Annotated in this window: 9 protein-coding genes; 7 read left to right on the top strand and 2 right to left on the bottom strand. The window is 67.3% G+C overall.

The features are described from left to right. The coding region (locus ACWIQA_RS07975; RefSeq protein WP_448582540.1) for a rod shape-determining protein at positions 1 to 314 on the bottom strand (314 nt) is incomplete at its 3' end. 162 nt (positions 315 to 476) lie between these two features. On the opposite strand from ACWIQA_RS07975, the gene mutL reads away from it, so the two are divergent. Together mutL and ACWIQA_RS07985 are read left to right on the top strand one after the other, a co-directional pair. Continuing rightward, the gene (gene mutL / locus ACWIQA_RS07980) at positions 477 to 2,246 is read left to right on the top strand and encodes a DNA mismatch repair endonuclease MutL (protein ID WP_448582541.1); all 1,770 of its coding nucleotides are present in this window, start codon (positions 477 to 479) and stop codon (positions 2,244 to 2,246) included. Positions 2,247 to 2,278: 32 nt separating this feature from the next. After that, the gene (locus ACWIQA_RS07985) at positions 2,279 to 2,722 is read left to right on the top strand and encodes a hypothetical protein (protein ID WP_448582542.1); all 444 of its coding nucleotides are present in this window, start codon (positions 2,279 to 2,281) and stop codon (positions 2,720 to 2,722) included. A gap of 147 nt (positions 2,723 to 2,869) precedes the next feature. Here ACWIQA_RS07985 and ACWIQA_RS07990 read toward each other — a convergent pair whose 3' ends face one another. After that, positions 2,870 to 4,402, bottom strand: a complete 1,533-nt coding sequence (locus tag ACWIQA_RS07990) for a 2-isopropylmalate synthase (RefSeq protein ID WP_448582543.1) — start codon at positions 4,400 to 4,402, stop codon at positions 2,870 to 2,872. Between the two features lie 191 nt (positions 4,403 to 4,593). Between ACWIQA_RS07990 and ACWIQA_RS07995 the strand changes: the two genes are divergently transcribed. The 5 genes from ACWIQA_RS07995 (at position 4,594) to ACWIQA_RS08015 (ending at position 11,009) form a co-directional block, all read left to right on the top strand. After that, a complete protein-coding gene (locus ACWIQA_RS07995) occupies positions 4,594 to 5,817 on the top strand; it encodes an aspartate kinase (RefSeq protein ID WP_448582544.1) in 1,224 nt (407 codons plus the stop codon). Next, a complete protein-coding gene (locus tag ACWIQA_RS08000; RefSeq protein ID WP_448582545.1) occupies positions 5,814 to 6,836 on the top strand; it encodes an NAD(P)H-dependent flavin oxidoreductase in 1,023 nt (340 codons plus the stop codon). Before ACWIQA_RS07995 ends, ACWIQA_RS08000 begins: the two co-directional genes overlap by 4 nt. Further along, a complete protein-coding gene (ptsP, locus tag ACWIQA_RS08005) occupies positions 6,836 to 9,091 on the top strand; it encodes a phosphoenolpyruvate--protein phosphotransferase (protein WP_448582546.1) in 2,256 nt (751 codons plus the stop codon). Before ACWIQA_RS08000 ends, ptsP begins: the two co-directional genes overlap by 1 nt. A gap of 104 nt (positions 9,092 to 9,195) precedes the next feature. Then, on the top strand, positions 9,196 to 9,885 hold the full coding sequence (locus ACWIQA_RS08010) for a cell cycle transcriptional regulator TrcR (RefSeq protein WP_448582547.1): 690 nt from the start codon (positions 9,196 to 9,198) through the stop codon (positions 9,883 to 9,885). 17 nt (positions 9,886 to 9,902) lie between these two features. Then, complete coding sequence (locus ACWIQA_RS08015; RefSeq protein ID WP_448582548.1) at positions 9,903 to 11,009, top strand: MBL fold metallo-hydrolase; 1,107 nt, start codon at positions 9,903 to 9,905, stop codon at positions 11,007 to 11,009. The last annotated feature ends 130 nt before the right edge of the window (positions 11,010 to 11,139 follow it).

The following is an 11,139-nucleotide window of genomic DNA, read 5'->3' on the forward strand; positions in this document are numbered from 1 at the left end:
CCGTGCACCTTGTGGATGAAATATTTGATCATTTCCTCGGCGACTTCGATGTCAGCGATGACGCCATCGCGCAGCGGGCGGATGGCCTCGACATTGCCGGGGGTTTTTCCCATCATGAGCTTCGCATCATTGCCGACCGCCTTGACCTGGCGGCGGCCATTGACGGTCTCGAGGGCGACGACCGAAGGCTCGTTCAAGACAATGCCGCGGCCGCGGACATAGACGAGGGTGTTGGCGGTGCCGAGGTCGATCGCCATGTCCTGCGACAGGAAGCCGAAGATCTTCGAGAGAAAGTTCACGCGCGACACCTCCATGGGGCCCGGGGCGGCGGGCAGGCGCCAGGGGCGCCGGCGCCCCGGCTGGCGGCCGGGTGGACAGGGACGCCGTTCGGGAGTGTGCGAGCGCATAGGCGTCTCGCCCCTCGTTCGCAACGACTAACTTCTGCTGTTGCAGCAGCAGGGAGCGGCTGCGCTTGCATGCAAGCGCCTGGGGTGCGATTCCCCCTCCCTGTGCCCATCCGCCGCCTGCCGCCTGCCCTTGTTGACCGGATTGCTGCCGGGGAAGTGGTCGAGCGGCCTGCAAGTGCCGTCAAGGAACTCATCGAGAATGCGCTCGATGCCGGCGCCCGGCGGGTGCGCGTGGATGTGGCGGAAGCTGGCACAAAGCATATCCTCGTTGAAGACGACGGCTGCGGCATGCCGCCTGCCGACATGGCGCTTGCCGTCGAACGGCATGCAACTTCGAAGCTGGTCGATGAAGATCTGCTTGCCATTTCAAGCTTCGGCTTTCGTGGCGAGGCGCTGGCGGCGCTGGCGGCCGTGGCCCGGCTCACGATTGAGAGCCGGACCGCGGCGGCGGAAAGCGGCTGGCGGCGAGTCGTTGATGGCGGCGTGTGCGTGGCCGAGGGGCCGGCAGCCCTGGCGCATGGCACGCGCGTGCGGGTGGATGGGCTGTTTGCCCGCGTGCCAGCGCGCTTGAAGTTCTTGCGGTCGCCGCGGGCCGAGGCGGGCGCCATCCTTGAGGAAGTGCGGCGGCTGGCGCTGGCGGCCCCGGAGGTCGCCTTCACTCTGGTGCTGGACGGACGGGTAGTCCTGGACGTCGCCGCAGAGCCGGAGGGCGCCAGTCTCGCAGCGCTTCTGGCACGCGTGCAGGCGCTGCTGCCAGGCATGGAGGACATGGTGCCGGTTGACTTTGCTCGGGGCGCGATGCGGCTTTCCGGGCTTGCTGGGCTTCCGGCCGCAGCGCGGGGAACGCCTGCCCACCAATATCTCTTCGTCAACCGCCGGCCGGTGCGCGACCGGCAGCTCATGGGCGCGCTGCGCGGCGCCTATCGCGACCGCCTGGCGGCTGACCGTCATGCTGCTGCGCTCCTGTTCCTTGATGTGCCGAGCGCTGATGTCGACGTGAACGTGCACCCGGCCAAGACGGAAGTGCGGTTCCGCGCGCCTGACGAAGTGCGCGGCCTGATTGTCGCGGGAGTCCGCCGGGCCCTCGATTCGGCAGGGCTTGTGGCAGCGCCGACGGCTGCTGTTGCGCTGGCAGCCGCGTTCGTGCCCGGGGCAGCGGCTGCGGGCGTGGCAGAGCCGGCTGCGGCCTTTGCGCGGCCAGCGCTTGCCCTGGCGCTGCCGCCGGCAGGACGGGGGATGGCGGAAGGCTCTGAGACGGTGCCCGCCTTTCCGCTCGGGGTGGCGCGGGGCCAGGTGGCAGGCACCTATATTGTGGCCGAGGCTGAGGATGCGCTGGTGCTCGTGGACCAGCATGCAGCACACGAGCGGCTGGTGCTGGAAGCGATGCGCGATGCCCGCGGCAGTGGGGCCCTGGCGAGCCAGGCGCTGCTCTTGCCAGTCATGGTTGCGCTTGCGCCGGACGCTGCGGACCGGCTGGAGGCGGCAGCGCCGCTTCTGGCTCGGCTCGGGCTCGAGCTCGAGCGGATGGATGGGGCAACCGTGATGGTCCGCGCGCTTCCGGCGCTGCTTTCTGGGGCCGACCCCGCAGCCCTGGTCAGGGACCTTGCCGAGGAACTGGCCGATGGCCGCCCGGCGGGGCTTGATGCCCGGCTGGACCAGGTGCTGGCGACGATGGCCTGCCATGGCAGCGTGCGCGCCGGCCGGGCGCTTTCGCTCGCCGAGATGAATGCGCTGCTGCGGGCAATGGAGGCTTGCCCGGCAGCGGCCACCTGCAACCATGGCCGGCCAACCTTCCTTCGACTGGCCAAGGCCGATCTTGCCCGGCTGTTCGGCCGCTAGGGCGTTGACGCGAGCCTGTGGAGGCGTCAGGCTTGCGCTCGGGCTTCACTTGGGAGGCAGTGGCAATGTGGTGGACAGGGGTTCTGGCGCTGGGGCTCGCGCTTGCGGCCTGCGGGCCCGACCGGCGGCAAGTGGACCTGGATTTCGCGGCCAAGGAAGCTGCCATTCAAGCTGGCGTGGCAGCGCAGGCGAACGCGCGCGTGGCTGCGGCGGAGCCACCGCCCGGCATGCGGCCGGCACCTATGGTAGAGACAGCACTTTCCTGCGCGGATGGCAGCATGCGGACTCTGCGCTATTTCCCGGAGCAGGGGATTGCCATTCTCCTGCCCGAGGGAAGGGGCAAGGAATTGCAGATGGAGCCTGTCGCCTCGGGCGTGCGCTATGCCGGCTATGGCATCGAAGTCAGCGGCAAGGGCACGAGCTACATGATAACGATGGGCGACAGCGCGCCACTTGCCTGCACGGCAGAGGGCTGAGTGCCCCTTGCCGGCCTTTGTGGGCGTTGTGGACAAGGCCTGCAAAGCCGGCCTGCGGCAGGGCCCCGAAAACAGGCTTTGTGCAAAGTTGCCCCGGCCGCGCCCTGCGGGCGACCGGGACGTGCTGCACCTCTCCCGCACTTCGGCTCAGGCGGCGAGGGCGCTGCGGCCCCTTTTCACCATCAGCTTGTTGAGGGCATTCACATAGGCCCGGGCCGAGGCGACGAGCGTATCGGTGTGAGCGCCAAGCCCGCGCGCCGTGCGCCCGGCCTCGCCGAGCAGGACCGAGACTTCGGCCTGGGCGTCGGTGCCGGCAGTGACGGCTGCCACTTCATAGCGGAGGAGATGGGCATCCGGGTGGGGGACGATCGCACGCACGGCCTTGAAGAGCGCGTCCACTGGCCCCGAGCCCTTGGCGGCGGCCATCTTCTCCTCGCCATCGACGACAAGTGTCAGGATGGCGCGGGCCTGGCCAGTTGAGCCGCAATAGACTTCGACTTCGGCGACCTGGATCCGGTCATGGCCGCGCAGCACCTCATCGTCGACAAGGGCGACGATATCCTCGTCGAACACCTGTTTCTTGGCATCGGCCAAGTCCTTGAAGCGGCGGAAGGCGTCGAGAAACTCGTTGTCAGCGAGCTGGTAGCCCATCTGGGCGAGCTTGTCACGGAAGGCGGCGCGGCCCGAATGCTTCCCGAGCACGAGGCTGGAGTGGGACTGGCCGACGGACGCGGGCGTCATGATCTCGTACGTGCTCGAATCCTTCAGCATGCCATCCTGGTGGATGCCGGACTCATGGGCGAAGGCGTTGGCACCGACGATCGCCTTATTGGGCTGGACCTGCATGCCGGTGACGGCCGAGACGAGGCGCGAGGCGCGCGTAATCTCGGTTGAGACGATGCCGGTCTCGAACGGGAGCACATCGTTCCGGACGCGAAGCGCCATGGCGATTTCCTCAACGGCGGCATTGCCGGCGCGCTCGCCAATGCCGTTGACGGTCGACTCCACCTGGCGGGCGCCCGCCATGACGGCAGCGAGCGTGTTGGCGACTGCAAGCCCGAGGTCATTGTGGCAGTGGGTCGAAAAGATGGCCTTGTCGGCATTGGGCACGCGGGCGCGCATGTCACGGAACAGGGCGCCATAGGTTTCCGGCGTGGCATAGCCGACCGTGTCGGGGAGGTTGATGGTGGAGGCGCCAGCACGGATCGCAACCTCGATCGCCCGGGCGAGGAAGTCGGGATCGGAGCGCGTTGCGTCTTCGGCGGACCATTCAACATCGTCGACAAGGTTGCGCGCAAAGGTGACAGATTCGCGGATGGCCTCCAGCACCTCCTCCGGCGACTTGCCGAGCTTCACCTTCATGTGGAGGGGGGACGTTGCGATGAAGGTGTGGATCCGCGGCCGTTTCGCCGGGCGGAGCGCTTGCGCTGCGCGCTCGATGTCGGCCCGGTTCGCGCGGGCGAGGCTTGCGACAATGGCGCGTGTCGCCTGGCGGGCGACGGCCTCGACGGCCTCGAAATCGCCCTCCGAGGCAATGGCAAAGCCAGCCTCGATGATGTCAACGCCGAGCGCTTCGAGCTGCGCTGCAACCCGGAGCTTCTCTTCAAGGTTCATGGAGCAGCCAGGCGACTGCTCACCGTCACGAAGCGTTGTGTCAAAGATGAGGATACGATCTGACATGAGCAGCACTCCCTCAAGAATGAAAGGACCCCTCGGGCGCGGCGCAGGACACCCCCGCGCAGTGGTCAGCGCGCCCGGGGGCGCCTAAGTCGAAGGACGTTGCTCACGGGCATCGGAAATACCAGAGCTGGCGCACGCATGCAACTGCAGCGGTTGCCGGATGCCGAGGCAATCCGTAAACGCCGCCGGACATGTCGTCCATTGTCATGAAGTTCGGCGGCACCTCGATGGCCGGGATTGAACGCATCCGCAATGTGGCTGCACGGGTCAAGCGCGAGGTGGAGGCGGGCAACCGGGTTGCCGTCGTCGTCTCGGCCATGGCCGGGGAGACGGACCGGCTCATCAACCTCTGCCGCGAGGCCTCGCCGCTTGCCGAGCCGGCCGAATATGATGTGGTGGTGGCCTCCGGCGAGCAAGTGACGACCGGGCTTTTGGCGATTGCCTTGAATGCGATCGGTGTGCCGGCCCGCTCCTTTCTTGGCTGGCAATTGCCGATCCGGAGCAGTGCAGCCCATGGGCTGGCGCGGATCGAGGATATTGGGACGGGCGCACTCGAGGCGGCGCTTGCGGCCGGCCAGGTTGCCGTCATCCCCGGCTTCCAGGGCGTGACGGCAGACGGCCGAATCTCAACGCTGGGCCGCGGCGGCTCGGACACATCTGCTGTTGCCGTTGCAGCAGCGCTCAAGGCTTCGCGCTGCGATATCTACACCGACGTGGAAGGAGTCTACACAACCGACCCCCGGATCGTGCCGCGGGCGCGCAAGCTTGCGCGCATCACCTATGAGGAGATGCTGGAGCTGGCGAGCGTGGGGGCGAAAGTGCTGCAGACCCGCTCGGTTGAGCTTGCCATGAAGGAAAAGGTCCGGCTTGCGGTCTTGTCGAGCTTTTCTGACGAGCCGGGAACGCTGGTGGTCGATGAGGACGAAATCGTGGAGCAGGAACTGATCGCCGGCGTTGCCTATGACCGCAACGAAGCCAAGGTGACGATTGTGGCCGTGCCCGACCGGCCTGGCGCGGTTGCCAGCATCTTTGGCGCGCTGGCGGATGCCAACATCAATGTCGACATGATCGTCCAGAACATCGCCCATGACAGCGCGACGACCGATGTGACCTTTACTGTGCCGCGCACCGAATTGCAGCGGGCAAAAGCAATGCTGGAGGCCGTGCGTGGCGATGTCGGCTTTGCGCGGCTGATTTCGGATGAAAATGTGGTCAAGGTCTCGGTTGTCGGTGTCGGGATGAAGAGCCATGCTGGCGTTGCCGTCACCATGTTCCGGGCGCTTGCTGACCGCGGCATCAACATCCAGGCCATCACCACCTCGGAAATCAAGATCTCGGTCTTGATCGCAGAGGAATATCTCGAGCTTGCTGTGCGCGTGCTGCACACGGCCTATGGCCTTGACGCGCCCCAATGAGTGCGACGCCCTATCTCGACCGGCTGACGGCGCGCGGCCGGGGTTTTCTCGGCAGCCGCCATGCCATTCTCGGGGGCGCGATGACCTGGGTTTCCGAGCGCAACCTGGTGGCTGCGATTTCAAACGCGGGGGGCTTTGGAGTCATTGCCAGCGGCGCGATGGCACCCGACATGCTGGCCTGCGAGATCGAGGCGACGCGCGCGCTGACCAACCGGCCCTTTGGTGTCAACCTCATTACGCTGCACCCGAGGCTTGCTGACCTCATTGCCGTGTGCGCCGAGGCCAAGGTCTCGCATGTGGTGCTCGCCGGCGGGCTGCCACCGGCGCCAGCGATGGCTGCCGTCAAGCAATTTGCGCACCTCCTATGCTTTGCGCCCAACCTTGCCGTTGCGCGCAAGCTGTTGCGCTCGGGCGCGGATGCCCTCATCATCGAAGGCTCGGAAGCCGGCGGGCACATCGGGCCGGTGAGCCTTGCCGTGCTGGCGCAGGAGATATTGCCGGCGCTCCCGGAGGCAATCATCTTTGCAGCAGGCGGGATCGGCCATGGGGCTGGCATTGCGGCGCTCGTCGAAATGGGCGCGGCCGGCGTGCAGCTTGGCACCCTGTTCGCGGCAGCCGAGGAGAGCGTTGCCCACCCGGCCTTCAAGCAGGCGTTTTTGCGTGCAGCCGCGCGCGACGCGGTCGCCTCCGTGCAGCTGGACCCGCGGTTGCCCGTTATCCCCGTCCGGGCGCTCAGGAATGCCGGGACCGAGGCCTTTGTTGCCAAGCAGCGCGAAGTGGCGGAGCGGCTGGACCGAGGCGAGATCGAGCCAGCGCACGCCAGTCTCGAGATCGAACATTACTGGGCAGGCGCACTGCGGCGCGCGGTCATCGACGGCGATGTCGAGACCGGCTCGCTGATGGCTGGCCAGTCGGTCGGGATGGTGAAGGCGATCGAGCCAGTGGCAGCGATCATTGAACGCCTTGTGACCGGCGCCGAGGCGGCGCTCGCCCGGGCGCGGGTTGCCGAGCCGGCCTGATGCCGGTCGGCAGCGCCCGGGAGATCCTGCGTCGCCTGCATGACGTGATGGCGGCGCGCACGCCAGCGGAAGCCAAGCTCGACCAAGTGGCGGAGATCGTCGCCTCCGAGCTGGGCTCGGAAGTTGCCTCCATCTATCTCATGCGCGACGGCGCGCTTGAGCTGTTCGCCACCCGAGGTCTCAAGCAGGAGGCAGTGCATGTGACTCGGCTCGGCCTCGGCCAGGGGCTGGTGGGGACGATTGCCGAAAGCCGGGTGCCATTGAACCTTGCCGAGGCCTCGAGCCACCCGCGTTTCGCCTACCGGCCGGAGACCGGGGAGGAGCGGTTTCACAGCTTCGCCGGCGTTCCCATCATCCGCCGCGAAGCCGTCATTGGCGTGCTCGCTGTCCAGCATGTGAGCCCGCGCGCCTATGACGAGCTCGAAATTGAAGCGCTGCAGACCGTTGCCATGGTGCTGGCAGAGCTCATTGCGGCCTCCGGGCTTGGCGCTGAGCCGGTGGTCACGCGGCCGCGGGAGACGGCGGCGCTGCGGCTCTCGGGTGTTCGGCTTGTCGATGGTGTGGCGCGCGGCGTTGCTGTCTTCCATCAGCCGCGAGTGCGGATCGAGCGGACGGTGGCCGACGATGTGGAAGAGGAGAAGGCGCGCCTTGAGGCCGGGTTCCGAGCGCTTCGCGAGCAAGTCGACCATATGGTGCGCCAGGCCGAGTTCGCCGGGCCTGGCGACCACGACGAGATTCTTGAGACCTACAAGATGTTCGCCTTCGATGAGGGGTGGGCGCGGCGGATCCATGATGCCATCGAAGGCGGGCTGACGGCGGAGGCCGCGATTGAGAGCGTCGCCCAGGCGCAGCGCATCCGCATGGGCGGGATCGCCGACCCCTATCTCGCCGAGCGGCTCCATGATCTCGATGATCTGTCGAACCGGCTCATCCGCATCATCGCCGGCAAGCTGGGAACGGCGGCCACGCTCGGGCTCAAGTCCGACATGATCCTGATTGCGCGCAACCTCGGGCCAGCGGAACTCCTCGAATATGACCGGCGGTACTTGAAGGGCGTGGCGCTGGAGGAAGGGTCCTTGACTGCCCATGTCACCATCATTGCCCGCGCCATGGGGGTGCCGGTGGTGGGGCGGATCCGCGGGCTGCGCGACCAGGTGGCGGAAGGCGACCCGCTCATCCTCGATGCGGGCGTGGCGGCCCTCTTCGTCCGCCCGCAGGCAAGCGTGGTACGCAGTTTCGAAGAGCAGGCAGCGCTCCGGGCGAAGCGGCAGGCGGGGTTTGATGCCTTGCGCGATCTGCCAGCGCTCAGCCGCGATGGTATCCGCGTGCAACTCTATATCAACGCTGGGCTGCGGTCCGACTTGCCAGCGCTTGCGCTCACCAATGCCGACGGGATCGGCTTGTTCCGGACCGAGTTCCAGTTCCTGGTCTCAGCAACCCTGCCGCGCAAGGACCGCCAGATTGCGCTCTACCGCGACGTGTTCGAGGCCGCCGGCGACCGGCCGGTCGTCTTCCGCAGTGTCGATATCGGGGGCGACAAGGCCGTGCCCTATATTGCAACCCGCGAGGGGGGTGAGGAGAATCCGGCGATGGGCTGGCGGGCGCTCAGGCTGGCGCTCGAGCGCAAGGGGCTGATGGATGTGCAGGCGCGCGCGCTCATCGAAGCCGCAGCCGGGCGCGAGCTCAACCTGATGTTCCCGATGATCGCCGAGCCGTGGGAGTTTGCCGAGGCGAAGGCGGTGGTGGAGCAAGCCCGCGCCGCGCTTGCCCGCCGTGACCGGCCACTGCCGGCTGCAATCCGCTATGGGGCCATGTTCGAAGTGCCTGCGCTTGTTGAGACACTCGACGAGCTTCTGCCCATGGTCGATTTCCTCTCCATCGGCACCAATGACCTGACCCAGTTCTTGCTTGCAGCTGACCGCGGCAACCCCAAGCTTGCCGTGCGCTACGACTGGCTGTCTCGCGGCGTGCTCAGGTTTCTTGCCCGCGTGGTGCGCGCAGCCGATGCCCAAGGGGTGCCAGTGACGGTGTGCGGCGAGATGGGCGGGCGGACGCTCGAAGCGCTGGCGCTGCTGGCGATTGGGGTGAGAAGGCTTTCGATCACGCCGGCGGCGGTGGGGCCAGTCAAGGCCATGGTGCGCTCCGCGGAACTGGCGCCCATTGCAGCCAGGATGGCACTGTGGCTGGATACGCCTGGAACCGATATCCGGGCCATGCTGACCGCCGAGGCCCAAGCGCGCGGGATCGACTTCTGATTTCCGCGCGAGCATTGCATGCGCGCCCGCCCTTGCCTATGGATCAGCCTGGCCATCCCCTGGGGGTGGCCCTTTTCCTGCCTGAGCCTTGAGGATTTCTGCCGATGGCCGCCTCGTCCCGCGCCGACACCAGCCGCGTCTTGCCCTTGATGCCGCACGCCACTGCAACCTGGCTTGTTGAGAACACGGCGCTCACTTTCCAGCAGATCGCCGATTTCTGCGGCATCCATGTGCTGGAAGTGCAGGCGATCGCCGATGAGACGGCGGCAACCAAGCTCACACCGCGCGACCCCGTGCGGGCCGGCGAGCTGGACATGGCCGAAATCGCCAAGGGCCAGGCCGACCCGGCCTACCGGCTGCAGATCCGTCCCGGGCCGGTGCAGCAGCGGCGCACTTCGGGGCCCAGGTACACGCCGGTTGCCAAGCGGCAGGACAAGCCCGATGGCATCATGTGGATTATCCGCAACCATCCCGAGATTACGGATGCCCAGATCGCCCGGCTCATTGGCACGACCAAGTCGACCATTGCCGCCATCCGCAACCGGGAGCACTGGAATATCGCCAATATCACGCCGAAGGACCCGGTCACGCTCGGGCTGTGCTCGCAGCGCGAGCTCGACCAGCTCGTGGCAGCAGCAGCGAAGAAGGCCGGGATCGAGGCCGAAGCCGATCCGCGGCTTGGCACCGACCGCGCGGCAATGCTGGAGCAGCTGCGGCGCGAGCGGGAAGCACAGGCCGCGCCGGCCGGGGACCAGGGCGACGCGCTCGACCCCGAGCGGCTGTTCCGGTCCTGACCGGCGCCGGCGGGGCGATGGCGCCGGTGGCGCGCCTGCCGGAGGCCCCGGTCGAGCGGCGGGGCCTCTCTTACCCCTTTGGCATGGCGCGGCCGGCTGATGGCGCGCTCGCCGAAGTGGCGGATGGGGTGTTCTGGCTGCGGATGCCGCTTCCCTTCCGCCTCGACCATATCAACCTGTGGGTGCTGGATGGTGGGGACCATTGGGTGGTGGTCGATACCGGCCTTGCTGCGCCAGCAGTTGCCGACCACTGGCGCGCGCTCCTTGCCGGGCCCCTGCACGACAAGCCCGTGGGCCGCATTCTCGTCACCCACTATCACCCAGACCATGTCGGGCTCGCAGGCTGGCTCCAGCGCAAGACGGGTGCGCCCCTGTTGATGACTCGAGGCGAGTTCATGCTGGCGCGCGTGCTGACGCTCGATGCCTCCCCCGAAGTGCCAGCAGATGTGCGCGCCTTCTATAGGGCAGCGGGCTGGAGTGAGGCCGACCTTGGGCAGCTGGAGGCTGCCGGCTGGGGCCGGTTTGGCCGCGGCGTTTCGCGACTGCCGACCGGCTACCGGCGGTTGTGCGATGGCGACAAGCTTGTGATCGGCGGGCGAAGCTGGGAAGTGGTGGTGGGCTCGGGCCACAGCCCGGAGCATGCCTGCCTGTTTCTGGCCTCTCAGAAGCTCCTGATCTCGGGCGACCAAGTGCTGCCGAGAATCACCTCGAACGTCTCGGTCTACCCGACCGAGCCCGAGGCCGATCCGCTCGGCGACTGGCTTTCTGCCATCGAGCGGCTGCGTCAGCTTCCCTGCGACACCCTTGTGCTGCCCGCGCACAACGAACCCTTCACGGGTCTTCATGCCCGGCTCGACCAGCTCGCGGGCGACCATCTTGCCAAGCTCGAACGGCTTGCCACCGACCTTGCTGTGCCGCGCACGGCAGTTGAATGCTTCCCGACCCTGTTCGGCCGGCGCATCGCCGCAGACGAAATGCAGATGGCAACCGGTGAGGCGCTGGCGCATCTTGCCTGGCTTCGCGCGCGCGGGCGCGTGGACGCTGCCACGGAAGATGGCGTGCTGCGCTTTTGGGCGCGAGGAACAAATGTCGCGGCAGCGCCGGGCGCAGCTGCTGCATCTTGATTTTCGCAAGAGCCGCCCGCATGCTGACGCCGCGCCCAGTGATCTCCCCCTTTCACTGTGCGCGCGAGCGTCCTGCCATCGCCGCGATCGGCCGGGTGGCACGGCGCTCCCTCCCTGAACCCTGGCCGCT

Source organism: Thermaurantiacus sp., assembly GCF_053487655.1.

Coding starts and splice junctions, on each gene's coding strand:
- mutL (WP_448582541.1), top strand. CDS start 477: ATGCAAGCGCCTGGGGTGCGATTCCCCCTCCCTGTGCCCATCCGCCGC.
- ACWIQA_RS08015 (WP_448582548.1), top strand. CDS start 9,903: ATGGCGCCGGTGGCGCGCCTGCCGGAGGCCCCGGTCGAGCGGCGGGGC.
- ptsP (WP_448582546.1), top strand. CDS start 6,836: ATGCCGGTCGGCAGCGCCCGGGAGATCCTGCGTCGCCTGCATGACGTG.
- ACWIQA_RS07995 (WP_448582544.1), top strand. CDS start 4,594: ATGTCGTCCATTGTCATGAAGTTCGGCGGCACCTCGATGGCCGGGATT.
- ACWIQA_RS07990 (WP_448582543.1), bottom strand. CDS start 4,402: ATGTCAGATCGTATCCTCATCTTTGACACAACGCTTCGTGACGGTGAG.
- ACWIQA_RS08010 (WP_448582547.1), top strand. CDS start 9,196: ATGGCCGCCTCGTCCCGCGCCGACACCAGCCGCGTCTTGCCCTTGATG.
- ACWIQA_RS08000 (WP_448582545.1), top strand. CDS start 5,814: ATGAGTGCGACGCCCTATCTCGACCGGCTGACGGCGCGCGGCCGGGGT.